Source organism: Pantoea sp. sgz302252 (assembly GCF_042610525.1).
Lineage (GTDB): Bacteria > Pseudomonadota > Gammaproteobacteria > Enterobacterales > Enterobacteriaceae > Erwinia.
The window spans coordinates 272210-289810 of record NZ_JBHDVM010000004.1; the positions used below are offsets into that span (position 1 = coordinate 272210).

Consider the following 17601-nt stretch of genomic DNA (forward strand, 5'->3'; position numbering starts at 1 on the left):
AAAAGAGCCAGCGACCGCCAAAGCGCCCTGGCTATTTCTGATAAACTATGCGGGTTAAGTATTTAGCGGCTTTTAACAGGCTTTGGCCGCACAGGCTTAATGAAAGCCGATAAACGGCAGCCGGGTGTGCTTCTGCACCCCGTTCCGCAAAATGGCTAACTTCGCTATCGCTGATAATACCTTCGGCTACGGCGCAATAAATAACTTTACGTTTTTTGTTTTTATTTCTGCCGCTTGCCAAAAGGCTTTTCAATGCCCCACCATCCTGTAACCGTTTGGAAATTGCGTATTGATTTATCATTTTCCAACCTCGCAACTTTGCGCTTAATAAGTAAGAGAAATGATTGCACCTGTGATTTATCGGGTCAACTGAGTTGGCCGGAGAGAATAAGAAGAAAAAGCAGTTTTATATAAGGAATTCGTCACGCTATATTATTTATCTTTTAAATATCAATAAATTAATTATTTAACAATTCATTCATATCCTTTTCTTATTTTTGTGAAATGGCCCAAATTTTACGGTTACCATCTCGGGCGCATTAAAAATAAAATGATAAAAATCAACAGATTACGCAAAATAACTATTTTCACGGCAAATAAAGAAGAAAAGCTATAGCGTTCAATATGTTACGATATAGTTAAATTTTATTTTAATGCTTGTTACCTCTTTAATCTACCAGCGATGACGCTAAGGGCTGACAACGAAACCGACCCAAAACACGCATAAGCGGGTTTACTGGCAAAACTTAAAAAATCGGCGGCCTGGTTTTAACAGAATGATCAGAAACAAACATACCAATATTCATCAAGTTAACGTCAAAATCGCCTTATTTCATTTCCCGATATTTCCACAAATTCCTAAAAAAAGAACGTTTTTTGACCCATCCGTTATAATTAGGGCAAAGAAAAAAAAGAGGGGGGTGATGCAAATGATCAGGGAATCAGTTTTTGAACAGAGAAAAAACCGCGCGATGGCGATTATGGAACGTAAAGGCATGTGGCCCAGCATCTATGCGCCACCTTGCCATATTTTCCTGTGGCGCCTGGGCATCCACGTTCCGCCGCCGCCCTTCTCCAGGTTCTGGACAAACTTTTTTTGCTTTGCCTGTGTCTATACGCCGTTTTGGGGCGTGGTGATGTGGTTTATTTTCTGGAAAGACCACGGCACCACCTTGCTTTCTGCGGCAACCTCGACGCTGATAGTGGGTCTGCTGTTCGGGATGGCTATGGCGGCGTTTCAGAGATGGCGAGGCCAGGCCAATCATTTGCCGAGCTGGGAACAGCTGTAGCGTTTGACGGCAATGATTTAAATTGTCCCCGATAACTGGCTCTCCGAAGCCAGCTATCGGGACGGCTTCAGAAAATTATTATCCTTTTCGGCGACCAAATAATCCTCGTGGTAGTTCTGCGACTATCTCTTTTTTTAACTCTTCCAGACGGATCTCTGTGCGGCTGGCGCTATATTCCAGCGTTTCCCGCAGTGTGGTACGGGTATCTTTCAATTCGTCACGTAGTCGTTCGTTAAACCTGGCTTCCATCTGCGAGAGAATTGCCGTAAGTTTTTTTTCTACAGCTTCTTCAACCATAGCGGGAAAACGCGCCAGCATTCGCTCTTGCTCCGCCAACTGTTGCGCCAGCCGCTCCTCTGCCGTGACAAGCACCTGCTCAATGGCTACCGGCAACATCTCCACTTCTTTGGCAATTACTTTCTGGCTTTGAGCAAGACTCCCTGCTTCCTCTCGCAGTAAATCAATAGCTGTGCTTGCACTTGCAAAGGTATCTTTAGCGCCAGTTTGTGTCTCGCGCAGCTCAGTGAGCCAACCTTCCAGCGCCGTTATTCGCTTAATTGTCTCGCCAAGCTTCTCACCCGAGGCTTTCACCTGAGCGATGGCGGCAAAACCTTCTTCAAAAGACATAGTTCCTCACAGAATTTGTGCCAGTTCGGCAGCGACTTCGTTGAAAAGCGCGGCTTCGATTACTTTGGCCGGCAATGCGTTGTAAATAGCCAGCAGCTCATAACGAGCCGGTTTTCCTTCCAGCAACCAGTCGCCGATGGTTTCACGAGCCAGGGGATTGCCTCCAGCCACCCGCGCCAGCAACGGTTTGCCGGCACCTTGCCAGAAAGCCAGCGCACCTTCAGGCACTGCCTGGCGGAAACGCCTCGCAGCTTCGCTGTCTGACGTTTGTTCTGTTAACAATTGCAGGCAGGCCGCAGCCAGATTCAGTCCCCGACTTTCCTGAGTACCCTCCAGTAAACGTGCCAACTGGGCAGAGAGCTTGTTCAGGAGCGCGCGTTCAGGAAGGTCTTCCGTGCCGTTCACGGTTATCAGGCTGTTAAGCGCAACGGCCGCCTCGCTCAGCGTCATATCGCGTAGCGAGGCCAGGCGAAAAGCATTGCTATCAATCTTAAAGAAAGATTCCAGCGTATCCCGAAAAGCAGCAGCCTGTTCCGGGGCAAAATGCAAACAGGCGTTATACAGGTTCCAGGTCGACTGTAGCCGGCTGCCGAGCTGCGTACGTCTGACCCAGGCCAGCAGCAGCCGATAAAGCCCCGTCCAGTTTTCCTGCTGCTGCGCAAGGGCTCTGAGGTTTTCGATCGTCGCCGATTCTGCGCCTTTACCATCCACTGACTGGATGCGCAGCATAACGGCGTTACAGGCGGCGGCGAAGCTAATTTCCAGGCGGCGAACCTCGACGGCCTGAACGGAAAGCTCTTCTTGCCCCCCTCTTCCCCAGTCCGTAACGGTCCAGGGCTCAATAAGGCCCATTTGGTAAAGCCGGAAAAGTGTTAACTGAAAGCGTAAACCGCCCTGCAAATTCTCACCCAGCTGTCTGACACGGATAATCCGGCTATCCTGAGCCCAGTCACGAATCAAGGCGTGCAGCCGCGTCAGCAGATCCAGTTCCTCTTCCAGCGAGATAAGCCCCTGACGAAGAAACCACAGTTGGGCACGAAAATCGCCCCGGCTATGCCGACCGTAAAGGTCAAGCTCGCGCTGGATTGCTTCGGGCGTGAGGCTGGCCTGTAGCCGCAGCCAGACCTGTTCCGCATCGTCGGGTTCGGGACGAAACAGCATGTGACAAAAAGAGGGCAGCCGATCGCGCCCCGCACGTCCCGCCTCCTGATAGAAAGCCTCCATTGAGCCCGGCATACCGGCATGCAGCGTATGGCGCACATCGGGTTTATTAACGCCCATGCCGAACGCTTTCGTGGTCACAATGACGTCAAGACGGCCTTTCTTCCAGCCGGACTGAACAACCTTTTTATAATGCTCATAATCTGGCGGAATGGCCAGGCGGTCGTTCTGTAAAAGCTGCCAGGCGTTTTCAGGCTGGTAATCGCCCGGTGCCGAGCCGGAGAAGAATCCAACTTTCAGGCCTTGTCCGGTAGCAGCCAGCGCTTTTGATAAAGAAGCCACGCCGTTAGCGCCGCTGGCATAAGGTGAAAAGATATGGATCGGCGGCTTGCCCGCCTCAATTTGTGCCGCAAGTATTTTAGTAACTTCCTTTACCACAACTGCTGCGGAGCTTTTGTCTTTACGGATAGCGAAATTAAGTTCGGTACGGCTACGGTGCATCTCATAAGCGACCAGCTCATCGGGGATCTGAAACTCGCTTTGAATATCACGCAGCACATTAACGCTGGCGGTAGCCGTCAACCCCATCAGCGGCACGTCCGGGGCCAGCTGACGCAAAGTGCCTGGCAGGGTCAGATAGGAGGGGCGAAAATCGTGACCCCATTCGCTCATGCAGTGCACTTCATCAATCACAAACATACGCAACAGATTAGCCTGGCGCAGTTGGCTGACAATTTTGCGGAAGCCTTGTGTTTGAAAACGCTCGGGCGAGACAAAAACAAAGCGCATTTCGCCGCTTGCTATTCTCGGCTGATAAAGGTGCTCGCGCAGGGCGACGGGCACATCACTGTCGATATTGACCACTCTTCCCCGAAAGCCAGCGGCCTCCAGTTCCGCGCAGTGATCGCGGCCCAAAGCTTTTATCGGCACGACCACAATAGTCACACCCTGGCTCAATAGTGCGGGAATTTGAAAGCAGAGCGATTTGCCGCCGCCTGTAGGCATCAACCCTAAAGACTTCTGGCCTGACAGCGCGTTGAAAATAAGCGTCTCCTGCCCCGGCCGAAAGCCCTCATGCCCAAAGACGCGATGGTTCAGCTCCATGAGGTCCGCTGCTGTGGGTAAAAAATCCTCCTGCCGTTCAGCCGCCGGTTCTGAGATCAAACAGGCTTTACTGAGCGCGCGTATCCTTATTATTTTTTTATCCTTCCCTTCTCCGTAAGAGAACGGCAGATCCTGTACGGCAGCAGTATAGATGCCAATACTTTTATTTTTGAACGCGTTATCATCGGCACGCTGAAAAAGCCGCAGGTCAAAGTGTAGTCCGTCAGGCGCATACACGAGGGTGGGCCGGGTAAAAGATTGATTATTTAATCGCGCAAATAAATCGAACCAGTTGAACAGCTCTTCTACGGCAATAGTTACCCAGTTATGGCCCTTGCTGGCGGGAAAATCCTGAGTAACGTGCAGTCGCCATTCCGACGCTGTTACCTTCAGGCAGCCGCAGGCTACAGCTAAAATAAGCGCAATCTGCAATCGCAGCGTGGCGGTTAAATCATAGCGCAGCGAAGGAATGGAAAATTGTTTATCAGCGAGGTGGCGCTGAAAGGCCTTTAAACGGGAACTGGTTTCGCAGCGCTGCGCCAGCCGGGTAATAAAATCAGCAAAGCGCTCATTTTGACTACGCAAATCTTCCGTCGCCAGGCGCAGCGTTTCGATCCCAAAACGTGCCAGAAAAAGATCTCTTTCCCGATCTTTGGCTGCCTGTGCCGCCTGCTTATGCTGGACACCGTCGATCTCAATCACCAGGTCAGCCTGGGGAAGAAAGAAATCTACACGCTCTGAGTTAGCTTCGCGGATTAAATTACGCGGCGCGTTCAGTTGCGCAAAAAGAGGATATTCAGGCACCAGCAGATATTGAATAAAGTGCCACTGCTCAAGATGCTGCGGCACAATCTCTGCAAAAAATTCCAGCGCCGGATTATAGCCATCCTCGCTGCCCCGAATCGTTTCGCCCCAACAGGGTGTCGAATCGGCAATTAACAGCAGTGAAGCCTGTGACAGCTCTTGCCAGCGAATTTTAAAATGCTGCAGAAGCTGCGGCGCAGGGCGAGAAGGCATGCCGCGCGTCAGTACCGCAAAGGTATTGGCAATGTAATCCGGCACTCTGCCCGGTTCGCGGGGTAATCCTCCGACTTCAAAAAGCATATCCCCTTTAAAATAACCTGCACAAACAGGAATGGGTTTGTTTTCCGAACGGGAAGAATAAGGGTACATTAAAAAAACACTATAGTAACAAGCGATCGCAGCAAGATAAAAAAATATAAACGGACTGTCAACTCTCAGTAAGGTATTTTGCCCAAGTGAAAACTTAACATGCGCAAATAATATTGCAGAGAGCGGAAAAAATTGCCCAACAGTTCGGAATTTTCGCAGCGCGAATTTAATTCTATTTTATGCCCGGCAGTAAGCAGCCAAACTGTTATTTAAGTTTTGCTGCTTACCTGTACTGAGGCGCAACAGAGAAGAGGCTATCGCCTGTGGGCAAGCTGCCTGACCAGAAGATCGCCCAGCTTCTGCACTGTCTGTACCAAAGCCAGCAGCACGATAATAGTCGCCATCATTATTTGATTATCGAAGCGCTGATAGCCGTAGCGGATGGCTAAATCGCCCAGCCCGCCGCCGCCAACCACGCCTGCCATAGCGGAGAAACCTATCAGCATTACAATCGTCAGCGTAACGCCGGCTGTTAGCGCAGGCAGAGCTTCCGGCAGCAGAACCCGGGTAATGATATGCCGGAGGGTACCGCCCATGGAAACTACGGCTTCAATACGGCCGCGATCTACTTCATCCAGCGCGTTTTCGACGATGCGGGCGAAAAAGGGAAAAGCGCCAAGCGTTATCGGTACCACTGCGGCCGTGCTGCCCAGCGTGGTGCCAACCAGCAAACGGGTGAAAGGAATAAGTGCTATCAGCAGCACCACGAACGGCAAGGCGCGGCCAATATTTACTATCGCATTCAGCGATACGGCAACCGCCCTGTTGGGCAATATACTGCCTCGCCGGGTCAGAAAAAGCAGCACGCCAACCGGCAGCCCCAGCGCGACGGTAAACAGCGCGGCCAGCGCCACCATATACAAAGTTTCACCTGTGGCGTCGAGCAGCAGCGTCCAGTTCAGGCTACGCATTGATTTACCTCTTTCTGCTGGTATTTAGCGAGAAAGGCGCGATCGGCCTCGCCATCGCGCAGCAGCATTTGCCGCAGGCGGCTCTCCTGGCGGCCCATGATCTCCGCCAGGCTGCCGCTCTCTGTCAGCCTGCCCTGCTCAAGCAGCGCCGCGCTGTCACAGATGCGTTTTACCACCGTCATTTCGTGCGTAATTAAAACGACAGTGATGCCAAGCTGCTGACGGATCGAGGCCAGTAAATCCAGGATCGAGGCTGTTGTTTCCGGATCGAGCGCGCTGGTCGCCTCGTCGCACAGCAAATAGCGCGGTTTGGCGGCCAGCGCCCGCGCAATACCAACGCGCTGCTTTTGCCCACCGGAAAGCTGTGACGGCCAGGCTTTACCGGCGCTGCCAAGGCCAACAAGGTGCAACAGCGCATTAACTCGTTCGCGCCGCTCGCCTGCGGCTATGCCAGCGATTTCCAGCGGTAGCTCGATGTTTTGATAAACGTTGCGGGCATGCAGAAGATTGAAATGCTGAAAAATCATGCCCATCTGCTGCCGCTGACGGCGCAGCTGCGCAATATCTGAGCGCGCAATATCCTGGCCGTCTACTTCAACAGTGCCTGTATCCGGCCGCTCCAGTCCGTTCAGGCAACGTAGCAGCGTGCTTTTCCCCGCTCCGCTGCGCCCCAAAATGCCGAAAATAGTGCCCGGCTCAATGGCCAGGGAGACCGCCGCCAGAGCCGGATGCGTCGCGCCCGCGTAGCTTTTACTGACGTTGGTAAGTTTAATCATGCTTGTTATCCGCTACAGGGATGACCGAGCCGTTATAGCGTTGGCGAATAAAGTCTGCGACCTGCGGTGAGGTAAGATCCTTTGCTAGCTGCTGCACGCGCGGATCCTTTAAAAGCTGCGGCGTGGTGACCAGCAAATTGGCATAAGGGTTATGTTCCGCAGACTCCAGGCCTAACGCATCCTTAGCAGGCGTAAGCCCTGCTTCCAGCGCATAATTGCCGTTAATGATCGCTGCATCCACATCGTCCAGCGAGCGCGGTAGCTGCGGCGACTCGATCTCAACTATCTTGATCTGTTTGGGGTTATCGGCAATATCTTTTGGCGTTACCAGCGCTGAATTAGCCCGATTTTGCGCTTTTAACTTTATAACGCCCTTATCCTGTAATAACCACAGCGCGCGGCTCAGGTTAGTAGCGTTGTTAGGCACGGCGACAGAGGCACCCTGTGGCAATGCGGACAGCGCTTTTATCCTGTGCGAATAGATACCCAGCGGCTCAATATGCACGCTGGCGGCCACGCTGAACGTTTTTCCCAGCGCTTTCTCCTGCTCCTGTAAATAAGGAAGATGCTGGAAATAGTTGGCGTCTACATCGCCGGAGGCCAGCAGTTCGTTAGCGTTGATACCGCCGTTCAGCTCGATAACTTTAAGATCCAGTTTGGGATCGATTTTCTGTACATATTCCAGAATTTCAGCATGCGGCACCGGATCGGCAGCGACCCGCAGGGGCGCAGCCTGTAAACTCTGAGCGATAAATAAAGTCAACGCGGCCAGGCTATAAAGGCTTTTTTTCATTTTTCCCCCGATATCACTTAATAAGTTCAGCGTAAAAACGTTGTGCTACTTCAGGATGTGAGCGCAAACGCCCTTTTAAATAATTCCAGCCAACTTCCCGCAGCAGCGGATTTCGCGGATCGCTTTCCGGCCCCTGCGCCAGATTTGCCAACGCTTCCGGGAGTTGAAACACCGGCACTACGGCATCCAGCTGTGCCCCCAGGAAGAAGGCAACGGACAATCTTTCCTGAGCCGCTTGCGGCGAGACGACACGGTGGACGGTAGCGCGTAAATAACCGTTGGTAGCCAGCTCAAGCAGCTCACCGATATTAACCACAAACGAACCGGGCAAAGGCGACGCCGCCACCCATTCATCAGGCCTTACCTCGACTTCCAGACCCGGCTTATCGTCCTGTAGCAGCAGCGTCAGAAAACCGGAATCTTTATGTGCGCCGACGCCCTGCCGCGATTCATTGTTTGCGCGGCCCGGATAGCGAATCAGCTTGATATGTTCATTAGGTAATGCGCCATAAAGCTCATCGAAGGCGTTCTGCGGCAGCTGGAGTGCTTCCGCAAAGGCGCGCAGCAGCTTTAACGCCACGCCGGTCATTTCATGCTGCCAGCGGGTCAGTAGCATTTGTAGCTGGGGCAGCGCCTGCGGCCACTGATTGGGGCCCTGCATTCTTTGCCAGGCTGGCGCGTCTGGCGTAACGGGCAGCGCTTCCCGCTCCGCGCCAATATCGAACTGCTCGCGATAGTCAGGCTGGCTACGTGTTATCTCTACGCCTGCGAGGTTATAACCGCGAAAGTGCGGAGAGTTGGCCATTTGAACCTTAAGCTTCTCTTCCTGCGGCAAAGCGAAAAAAGCGCGGGCGATCTGCTGAACGCTGTCGGTAAGCTGTTGGTCTATGCCATGGTTGACCAGGTAGAAAAAGCCGACCTCTCGTGCAGCGCGGCCAAGCTCCTCCAGCCACTCTTTTCGCTGCTGCGCCGATCCGCTCAGGCGGGAAAAATCGATAACCGGAAGCGCCAATGGGCTGTTTTCACTCATTAAATTTATCCAGGCTGAGGAGATTAACGCCACATTGCCACTCTGCCGGATTATTCACTACCAACTATTCCTGCTATCGATATGCAGCCGCCGAAAATTATTTTGCCAGCGGCTGCGCCAGCCGGTTATTCAATACGCCTGACATCAGGATATTTTTCGCTGGCGGACTCATGGAACAGATCGCCCAGCCAGCCGGGAAGTTCGGCTTCGGTTAACTCATCCGGAATAATAACGTCCCGCAGGGGTGAAGATTTTCGTTCACTCAGGTCGATTCGGTACGCCAGCCAGCGCGTCTGCTCACGCTTTACGCCAATATAGCGATTGAAAACCTGATAAATAAGCATAACTTTTTCTCCAGCGCTGGTTAATTAACACCCTAAGTCTAAAAATATAAATTTTCCACACTCTGAATCCGCAGAAAAAAGGCGCCACTGAAAATATTCTCTTTAAAGAACGTAAGAGATGGCAAAAATAAAAAAAGATATTTATTTTTTATTTCAGAAGAAACCTAACCAAAAAATAATATAGAAATAAAGAAAAATAGTCATCCTCTACTACAATTACCCCCTTACCAACACAGAATCAAGGAGGCCAGGTGAAAGAAATCTTTCATACCAATTATTTAAAGCTGATTACGTCAGTGACCTTCTGGGGGAACATTCTGCTGGTAGTGGTGATCACCGCCGTGACCTTTCTGGTGATCCGCAAGGTTATTTCGCTGCTGCAAAAACGCATAGGTTCCTGGGCGGAGGATCATGACAATCGCGTGGCGCACCGCGTCTTTCTGGATGTGCTAAGCAAAACCAGGGTCACGCTGATCTTCTTTGCCGCTTTTCTTTTCAGCCTGCAATTTATCGTGCTGCCCGGCCAGGTTAGCGGCACTATCCCGCACGCCTGGTTTTTAGTGCTGGCATTACAAATTGCGCTCTGGCTCGATCAGGCCGTGCAATCCTGGCTGCGCTACTCGCTGAATAACTCCGGGCCGGATTCGCACCGTAACCCTGTCACCACCATTATTCTTGGGCTGCTTTTTCGGGCGCTGGTCTGGTCGGTGATGATCCTGTCGATACTCGCCAACGCGGGCGTCAATATCACCGCGCTGGTAGCCAGCCTGGGCGTCGGCGGTATCGCCATCGCGCTGGCGGTGCAGACGGTGCTCAGCGACCTTTTCGCTTCGCTTTCTATCGGCATCGACAAGCCCTTTGAAATCGGCGACTTTGTGGTATTTAACGATGTGGCGGGTACCATTGAGCATATCGGCCTGAAAACCACGCGTATCCGCAGCCTGAGCGGCGAACAGATTGTCTGCGCCAACGCCATTCTGTTACAGCAAACCATCCACAATTATAAAAGGATGCAAACGCGCCGCATCGTCTTTAGCTTTGGCGTGCCGCTGGCAACTTCAGCCGAGCAGCTGCGCAAAATTGGCCCGATGGTGAGCGAAGTGATCGGCAATATTGATAAAACTCGCTTTGACCGCGCGCACCTGGCTTCTTTCGAGTCGGATCGCATTATGTTCGAAGTCGTGCATATCCTGAAATTCTCCGATTACAACCAGTACATGGATATTCAGCAGGAGATCAACCTGCGCATTAAAGAGTATCTGGAAGAAACCGGCATCGGTCTGGCTGGCCCACACCGCTTTGTCAGCTTTGAAAGCCCGCTGCCGCTGCAGGAAGCCAGCATGGAACAGAGAAAATCGGCCTGACCGGTTTGCCGGAACCGACCAGCAGCGTCGGCTCCGGCTTTTTTAATGCTTAATAATCGATATCCACGTTGCCGCTAACAGTCGTGCAGCAGCTCAGAATATAGCCCTCTTCCACCTCTTCCTCGCTGATGCCGCCGTTATGGTTCATTTCGGTTTGCCCGTCCAGCACTCTCACTTTACAGGTGCCGCAGATACCCATGCCGCAGGCTTTAGGAATAGTCACGCCCGCGCTAAGCGCGGCGGCGTTCAGCGTAGTGCCAGGCGCGACCTGCACGGATTTCCCTGATTCCCTGAACGTAACCCGGCAGAGCGCTTCTGCTTCGCACTGCGCCGGGCTTTCCGCCGTGGTTAGATTCGCTGCTGTTTCGCCAAAAGACTCTTCGTGATAGCGCGACATATCAAAATCGCTGGCCTGCAAAAAAGCGCGCACGGCGTTCATATAGACCGCAGGCCCGCAGCAGAAAATTTCCCGCTGACGGAAGTCCGGCGCGATGATTTGCAGCAGATCCGCGTTAAGGTAACCGCGATAGCCGCTCCAGGCCTGCCCGGTTAGCGTCTTTTCACAAATAACGTGCAGCCGGAAGTTTTCAATGCGCGTCGACATATAGTCCAGCTCGGCGCGATAGATGATATCGTCCGGCGTGCGGGCGCTATGCACGAAAGCCATATCAACCCCGGCATTGGTATTGAACAGCCAGCGCGCCATCGACATCACCGGCGTAATCCCAACGCCGCCCGACAGCAGCAGCACCTTATCTGCCGGGAAATCCATACAGTTAAACTGGCCGATCGGGCCATGCACGATCAGCGAGTCGCCGCTCTGTAAATTGTCGTGCAGCCAGTTAGAAACCTGGCCGCCAGCGACCCTTTTCACCGTAATAGAAAAGCTATAGGGAATAGAGGGCGCGCTGGAAATCGTATAGGAGCGCATCACTGTTTCGGTGCCGATAGCCAGCTCCAGCGTAATAAACTGGCCGGGCTTGAAGAAAAAAAGCATCGGCTGGGCCATATCGAAGCAGAAAGTTTTAACATCGTGCGTCTCCTGAATAACTTTCAGGCAGCGAACCTGATGGCGGCCGTTGGCCCAGGTTTGCGTATTAACCGGATTAAAATAATCCAGACTGGATAACCTTTGCATAAGCGACACCTGTCGTCAGGCTCCCTGAACCGGCCTGGGAGCCGTAATAGAGCTTTAAAGGAGGTTGACCACCGCCAGCCGATTTTTCATGGTGGCGCAGTACCAGTCGTCAAACTGGCAAACGCCGTTTTCCGCTAGCGTCGAGAAAGGGCCAGGCTGATAAGCGGGCGATTTAACGCCGGCCTGGGTGCCCTCTACCAGCTCGCGATCCTGATCGTTGGTCGCCAGCCAGACTTTGGTCAGCCGGTCCAAATCGTAATCCACGCCCTCCTGCGCATCTTTATGCACCAGCCATTTGGTGGTCACCAGGGTTTCATTTGGCCCCAGCGGCAGCACGCGGAAGCTCAGAGCGTGATCGCCAAGAAAATGGTTCCAGGTCGAGGGATAGTTGAAGTAGAGCAGCGCGCCGATATTGTGCAGGCCGCTCTCATCCAGGCGACGCGCCACCGCTGGCTGCCCGTCCAGGGTATAGCTGACCGCTTTGGCGGAAAGCGGAATACGCGTCATGCGGAACTGCCCCTGTTCATCCATCACCAGCTGGCCTGGCAGCCCCGCCGTTTCGCAGCTTTGCCAGAACGCCGTTAACTCAGGGTCATCGTCCGCATCCACGCCCGCAACGGAAAGATTCTCTACAAAAGAGTTCATCAGCTCCGGGTGCGAGCCGTCGCAGTGAAAACATTCGCGGTTATTTTCAAACACCAGCTTCCAGTTCCCCTTTTCAATCAGGTTGGATTCAAAAGCGACCTTGCAGTTGTCCAGATAGTGCGGACGGATAAAGGGCGTAACGGCCTGCCGAAAGGTGGCAAAATCGGGCGCTTGTTCGGCCACGCAAACATAAATGTAGCTTTCAACGATTTCACAATGCGCCGCCATAAGGCCATGTTCTTCATTATTAAACTCGCTGCCCATATTCCCGGCATAAAGCAGCTTGCCGTTAAGATCGAACGTCCACTTATGATAGGGACAAACTAACCTTGCCGATTTCCCTTTTTCCTGCTGGCAGACTTTCGAGCCGCGATGGCGGCAGGCATTATGAAATGCACGCACTATTTTATCGCTGCCGCGAACTACCACTATTGGATAGTCGCCTATTTGCAGGGTAATAAACTGCCCTGGCTTTTCCAGCTCAAAAGTATGGCAGGCGAATATCCATTCTTTGTGCCAGATATGTTTAAGATCCTGCCGATATACCTGTTCATCGCAATAGAGTTCACGGCCCAAAGCGTAGCCCGCTTTACGTTGCTCAATATAATTTAGTGTGGTTGTGCTCACGATAATGCGCTCCCATTCTTTACTACCAGAAATGAAGGTTTTTATTCGGCTTATTTCACCGCAGGCTGCGGCGTTGTCTCTTCCCCTGGCGGCGTATTTTCCAGCGAGGCCGCCTCGTTTAAATTAAGCTGCGTGGTTTCCGGCGCCATAAACCAGGAGACAAGCAGGCCGAACAGGGTAATACCAGCGGCGATATACATGGTTTGCTCCACGCCCAGCGACTGCAGCGAAACCGGCACCAGCCATGTACCTGCCGCTGCGCCGATCCGCGACATTGAGGTGCCAAAGCCTACGGCTCCAGCACGAATTTCCGTCGGAAAAATTTCATTGGGATAAACCAGCGTCAGCACCTGCGCGCCGCCGATAAACAGCGCATAGGCGCCAAACAGGATCAGAATGGTTAGCGGCGCACCGTTGTGCTGCCAGCCCAGCAGCAGCAGCGCAAGCCCCGACCAGAGAAAGCTGTGCAGCAGCAGGCTACGGCGGCCAAGCCGGTTAATTAACCTGGTTGCCACTATGCAGCCGAGAACAAAAAGCAGGGTAATGGTTATCGAGCCAGCCGAGGCCCAGTTGCCATCAACGTGCAATGCCTGTAGCACACGCGGCACAAAGGCATACACGGCGAATAGCGGTACGATGCAGCAGGTCCAGAACAGCGTGATAAAAGCCATGCGCTTGCCGTAGCCGGAATGCAACAGGCTAAGAAAAGAGAGATGACGCTGCTCCTGCTGTTCCGGCAGATTGCCGATGCCAAACTGCGGCCCCCACACCTTTTTGATGACGCGTTCGGCTTCGCTCAGGCGCCCTTTGCTGATCAGCCAACGCGGCGACTCTGGCGTGCCCAGCCTGATTAACAGCAGCATCAGGCCGGGCAGCGCGGCGCTGGCCAGCGTCCACCGCCAGGCCTGCTCGCCGCCAAAAGTGATAATGATTTCGCCAGCGACATAGGCGATGGCCGCACCGGCGAACCAGAGAATAGTCAGCGCGGCCAGCCTTGGCCCACGGTACTCTTTTGGCAAAAATTCAACCAGGAACGCGGTCGCTACCGGATATTCAATGCCAACCGCCATACCGGTAATAAACCGTAGCGTAAACAGCATGCCGCCGCTTTCCGTCCAGAACTGCGCGATGGAACAGAAGATAAACAGCAGCGGCCCGATAAAATAGAGCCTTTTGCGGCCAAGGCGGTCAGTTAAAAAGCCGCCCATAAAGCCGCCAAAGAAAATACCGATTAAAGCCGATGCCGCAATCGTGCCTTCCCAAAAAGAAGTTAAGCCTAAAGCAGGGGAAACCTTTGCCATGGCTATGCCGATAATACTTAATACGTAACCATCGATAAAAGAACCGCCGCCGGAACGCATCGTTAAAATATTATGAAATCGATTCAGGGGCGCGTCTTCGACCGACATACTGTAAGCCTTGCTCATAAAGCCTCCGGGTTAGCTTAAAGAGGCGCAGAATAATAAGCCACTCCGCAGAGAGTATACCTGGCTTATTATTCACTGCACCCATAGTTACGAACGGCATGACTTTTTGCCGCCATAATATTTTTTATATATTCTGGCTGTGTGTTCTAAGGAATGTTATCTTGTGCTTTTAACGCCATATTTAATATTTTTTTAATGATTAAAGTTAAATAAATGCTGGCATTATTTCTAATCTCTCCTGCTGAAAATAGATTCTTTAAAACATATTTTTCACCTTCTGCTTTATCTCTGAAAGAAATAATTGCACCTGAACTTCACTTTGGTCAATAACCTGAAAAATCCGGAATAAGAAGAAAAAGAGGGTTTATATGAAATTTTAACGGCCTTAATCTTCTATTTGTTTCTAAATCAATGGGTTAAGCAATTAACATTTTCTTCATATAGTTTTCTTATTTTTGTGAAACACACCACCTTTTTGCTGGCGTATAGCGCAACTCGTAACCGGTAATAAGGAATAATTTCTATATATTTCAGAAAGATGAACAGACAAACGGCCAGTCGCCTGATTGTGAAAAATATGTTAAATCTTAAGGAGTTATCGCAGCCGGACGCAGGATGAGCTGTGAAGAATCCGCTGCTTAATCACAGCGGTCGCAGAAAGCTGACCAACCTGAAGCATTTGCCGGGGTTCACTTTCTTACAGCAACACAGTCGCTTGATAGCGGTAGAGGCGGAGCGGATAAATGGACCGTTTGGCGCAGGGACGCGCCAACCGAGCCATCAGGGATGATTTAACGGCGTGTCCATGTTCCGTTCCGCCTCTGCTGCTTTGTCGCTGATTTAAACGCGGCCAGGCCGCTGCTTAATCACAGTGGCCTCAGGCTACTCCAGGCTTAAAATACGCTCGACGTCGCGGCGGCGCTTGCGGAAGCCGGAGGGCGTTTCGCCATAGTGCTTGCGAAACCAGGTAATCAGGTGGGAGGCATCGGCAAAGCCGCAGGCTTTTGCGATGGTATTAATGCTGTAATCGGAATCGGTCATCAGCCTGCGCGCTTTCTCCAGCCGCAGCTTACGCCAGTGCACGGCGGCGGTATCACCAGTGCTGCGCAAAAAGGCCTGGTTAAGCTGCCGCAGCGTGACCTTCATCTGTTTGGTCAGATGCTGCAATGGTTCCGGCGAGTCAAGATGCTGCTGCATATAAGCGGTGGTGCGCTGCACCAGCCGGTCGTCCCAGACCGCCTGCTTTTCATTTAGCCGATAGCGGGCGGGCGTTGGCTTTTTCGCCTGTTCCTCTTCTGCCAGCAGGTACTTCAGCACCTTTTGCGCCCGTAGCTCGCCGCAGTGGCGCCGAATAATATCTACTGCCAGCTCCACGGAGATACCGCCAGGCGTAGAGATAATGCCGCCGTCGCTGATATAGGTTTGATCGATAACGGGTGTCACTTTAGGAAAGCGCGCCTTAAACTCATCGCGCGTAGTGAAATGGATAGCGCAGCGCTTGCCATCCAGCAGCCCCGCTTTGCCGACCACGAAAGAGCCGCTGCAAAGCGTGATGACAGGCACTCTGAGCGCATGCAGCTTGCGTAGCGCCTCCAGCAGCCAGTCAGGCGGATTGCGCGTCTCTTCCAGTAGCCCGCCAGCCAGCACCACATAGTCCCAGCTGTCGTCCAGCTTTAGCGGCGCAGTTGGCGCTACCGGCATGCCGCAGCTGCTGACCACCGGCCGGTTATCACAGGTCATCCACTCCCATTTACAGAAAATCTGACGGCTGCCGAAAGCGACGTCGGCGGCGAAACGCAGCGGATCGATCAGCTGAGCTACCGTATGCAGCGTAAACTGATTCATTAACAAAAAACCGACCCGAATATCCGGGGTCATCGGCACTTCGCTATTCTGTTCCATGTTACGCCTCTGCCTCAGGCGGCCTGGCCGCCGGGTTATTCCACGCCTTGCGATAAGCGCCCGATTTTATAAACCGAACCACGGGCCGCTGACAATCGTCGGCTGACGAAAACAGAAGAAGCCGCAAAAGACGCGGCTTCAGACTGCTGACAAAGTAAAAAAAGCTCAGGTGAGCCTCTGTTTTTTGCAGCAACGCAGCGGTTTTTTAGCAGCAGAGGCTGAGCGGATAAACGGACCGTTTGGCGCATGGACGCGCCAACCGAGCCTACATGGAAGTATTCACGGCGCGTCCGTGTTCCGATCTGCCTCTGCTGCTCTGCCACCGTTTTAAAAGCGACCAGGGGTTTGTCATCAACCTCAAGCCGCAAAAGACGCAGCTTCGTACCTTTACGTATGATTGCGGGGCTAAAAGACTACCGTGCGGTTGTTATATAAAAAGACCCGCCGCTCGGCATAACAGGAAACGGCGTTCGCCAGCGTCAGCCTTTCGATATCCCTTCCCTTATCGATCAGGTCATCCGCATAATCGCTGTGGCTGACTACCTCTACCTTTTGGCTGATGATCGGCCCTTCATCCAGCTCCTCATTGATAAAATGCGCTGTGGCGCCCACCAGCTTGACGCCTTTTGCATAGGCCTGGTGATACGGCTTCGCGCCCTTGAAGCCGGGCAGCAGCGAGTGATGGATATTGATCGCCCTGCCCGCCAGCTTTTTGCTCATCTCATCCGACAGCACTTGCATATAGCGAGCCAGAATCACCAGCTCCGCGCCGCTGTCCTGAATCACCTGCCAGACTTTTTTCTCCTGCTCTGCGCGCGTTTCGTTATTTACCGGAAGATGGTAATAAGAGAGGCCGTGCCAGCGCACCAGCGGCTCCAGATCGGGATGATTCGAGATAACCGCCCTGATATCGATCGCCAGCTTGTTGGTGCGATGCCGATAAAGCAGATCGTTTAAGCAGTGGTCGGTTTTGGAAACCATAATCACCACCGGCACCTTGTAGCCTGGCTCGGTCAGCTCGAAAGTCATGTCAAAAGCCGCTGCCTTAGCGCCAAAGCCGTCACGAAAAGCGGCTGCATCGAAGCTTTCGCTCTGAGGCCTGAACTCGGTGCGGATAAAAAACCGTTGCGCATGTTTGTCGTCAAACGAGTTTTGTTCAGTGATATAGCAACCTTGTTCCTTCAGAAAGCGCGTTACTACGTCTACCGTGCCCAGCTGGCTGGGACACTGCGCCGTTAAGATCCATCCGTCAGTATTGCGACTCATACATTGCTCCTTTTACCGGGCCAG

Annotated in this window: 14 protein-coding genes; 2 read left to right on the forward strand and 12 right to left on the reverse strand. The window is 52.6% G+C overall.

The features are described from left to right. The first annotated feature begins 929 nt into the window (after positions 1-929). Positions 930-1289, forward strand: coding sequence for a DUF6404 family protein (locus ACETPC_RS09645; protein WP_380180780.1), 360 nt, complete (start codon positions 930-932; stop codon positions 1287-1289). Positions 1290-1367: 78 nt separating this feature from the next. On the opposite strand, the gene ACETPC_RS09650 is transcribed toward ACETPC_RS09645, so the two are convergent. From ACETPC_RS09650 to ACETPC_RS09680, 7 genes are all read right to left on the reverse strand, one after another. Further along, the gene (locus ACETPC_RS09650; RefSeq protein WP_380180782.1) at positions 1368-1916 is read right to left on the reverse strand and encodes a hypothetical protein; all 549 of its coding nucleotides are present in this window, start codon (positions 1914-1916) and stop codon (positions 1368-1370) included. A gap of 6 nt (positions 1917-1922) precedes the next feature. After that, the gene (locus tag ACETPC_RS09655) at positions 1923-5285 is read right to left on the reverse strand and encodes a DEAD/DEAH box helicase (RefSeq protein WP_380180784.1); all 3363 of its coding nucleotides are present in this window, start codon (positions 5283-5285) and stop codon (positions 1923-1925) included. Positions 5286-5608: 323 nt separating this feature from the next. Further along, complete coding sequence (locus ACETPC_RS09660) at positions 5609-6265, reverse strand: methionine ABC transporter permease (protein WP_380180786.1); 657 nt, start codon at positions 6263-6265, stop codon at positions 5609-5611. Further along, complete coding sequence (locus ACETPC_RS09665) at positions 6253-7041, reverse strand: methionine ABC transporter ATP-binding protein (protein WP_380180788.1); 789 nt, start codon at positions 7039-7041, stop codon at positions 6253-6255. Before ACETPC_RS09665 ends, ACETPC_RS09660 begins: the two co-directional genes overlap by 13 nt. Further along, positions 7034-7834, reverse strand: coding sequence for a MetQ/NlpA family ABC transporter substrate-binding protein (locus ACETPC_RS09670; RefSeq protein WP_380180790.1), 801 nt, complete (start codon positions 7832-7834; stop codon positions 7034-7036). The genes ACETPC_RS09665 and ACETPC_RS09670 overlap by 8 nt, the downstream gene beginning before the upstream one ends. A 13-nt stretch (positions 7835-7847) precedes the next feature. Next, positions 7848-8864: an isopenicillin N synthase family dioxygenase gene (locus ACETPC_RS09675; protein WP_380180792.1), complete on the reverse strand. Its 1017-nt coding sequence runs from the start codon at positions 8862-8864 to the stop codon at positions 7848-7850. 125 nt (positions 8865-8989) lie between these two features. Next, entirely contained in the window at positions 8990-9208 is a 219-nt protein-coding gene (locus ACETPC_RS09680; protein WP_380180794.1) for a hypothetical protein, read from the reverse strand. 251 nt (positions 9209-9459) lie between these two features. Between ACETPC_RS09680 and ACETPC_RS09685 the strand changes: the two genes are divergently transcribed. Then, entirely contained in the window at positions 9460-10572 is a 1113-nt protein-coding gene (locus ACETPC_RS09685; RefSeq protein WP_380180796.1) for a mechanosensitive ion channel family protein, read from the forward strand. A 49-nt stretch (positions 10573-10621) separates the two neighbouring features. On the opposite strand, the gene ACETPC_RS09690 is transcribed toward ACETPC_RS09685, so the two are convergent. The 5 genes from ACETPC_RS09690 to purU form a co-directional block, all read right to left on the reverse strand. After that, entirely contained in the window at positions 10622-11710 is a 1089-nt protein-coding gene (locus ACETPC_RS09690) for an FAD-binding oxidoreductase (protein ID WP_380180798.1), read from the reverse strand. Positions 11711-11764: 54 nt separating this feature from the next. Beyond that, on the reverse strand, positions 11765-12982 hold the full coding sequence (locus ACETPC_RS09695) for an SRPBCC family protein (RefSeq protein WP_380180800.1): 1218 nt from the start codon (positions 12980-12982) through the stop codon (positions 11765-11767). 50 nt (positions 12983-13032) lie between these two features. Further along, a complete protein-coding gene (locus tag ACETPC_RS09700) occupies positions 13033-14409 on the reverse strand; it encodes an MFS transporter (RefSeq protein WP_380180802.1) in 1377 nt (458 codons plus the stop codon). A gap of 882 nt (positions 14410-15291) precedes the next feature. After that, complete coding sequence (locus ACETPC_RS09705) at positions 15292-16311, reverse strand: GlxA family transcriptional regulator (RefSeq protein WP_380180804.1); 1020 nt, start codon at positions 16309-16311, stop codon at positions 15292-15294. 405 nt (positions 16312-16716) lie between these two features. Next, entirely contained in the window at positions 16717-17577 is an 861-nt protein-coding gene (gene purU, locus ACETPC_RS09710; RefSeq protein WP_380180806.1) for a formyltetrahydrofolate deformylase, read from the reverse strand. Between the last annotated feature and the right edge of the window lie 24 nt (positions 17578-17601).

Bases quoted from the DNA above. Each gene is read 5' to 3' on its own strand.
- ACETPC_RS09690 (WP_380180798.1), bottom strand. From the start codon at position 11,710: ATGCAAAGGTTATCCAGTCTGGATTATTTTAATCCGGTTAATACGCAA.
- ACETPC_RS09700 (WP_380180802.1), bottom strand. From the start codon at position 14,409: ATGAGCAAGGCTTACAGTATGTCGGTCGAAGACGCGCCCCTGAATCGA.
- ACETPC_RS09645 (WP_380180780.1), top strand. From the start codon at position 930: ATGATCAGGGAATCAGTTTTTGAACAGAGAAAAAACCGCGCGATGGCG.
- ACETPC_RS09670 (WP_380180790.1), bottom strand. From the start codon at position 7,834: ATGAAAAAAAGCCTTTATAGCCTGGCCGCGTTGACTTTATTTATCGCT.
- ACETPC_RS09680 (WP_380180794.1), bottom strand. From the start codon at position 9,208: ATGCTTATTTATCAGGTTTTCAATCGCTATATTGGCGTAAAGCGTGAG.
- ACETPC_RS09665 (WP_380180788.1), bottom strand. From the start codon at position 7,041: ATGATTAAACTTACCAACGTCAGTAAAAGCTACGCGGGCGCGACGCAT.
- ACETPC_RS09655 (WP_380180784.1), bottom strand. From the start codon at position 5,285: ATGCTTTTTGAAGTCGGAGGATTACCCCGCGAACCGGGCAGAGTGCCG.
- ACETPC_RS09660 (WP_380180786.1), bottom strand. From the start codon at position 6,265: ATGCGTAGCCTGAACTGGACGCTGCTGCTCGACGCCACAGGTGAAACT.
- purU (WP_380180806.1), bottom strand. From the start codon at position 17,577: ATGAGTCGCAATACTGACGGATGGATCTTAACGGCGCAGTGTCCCAGC.
- ACETPC_RS09675 (WP_380180792.1), bottom strand. From the start codon at position 8,864: ATGAGTGAAAACAGCCCATTGGCGCTTCCGGTTATCGATTTTTCCCGC.
- ACETPC_RS09650 (WP_380180782.1), bottom strand. From the start codon at position 1,916: ATGTCTTTTGAAGAAGGTTTTGCCGCCATCGCTCAGGTGAAAGCCTCG.
- ACETPC_RS09705 (WP_380180804.1), bottom strand. From the start codon at position 16,311: ATGGAACAGAATAGCGAAGTGCCGATGACCCCGGATATTCGGGTCGGT.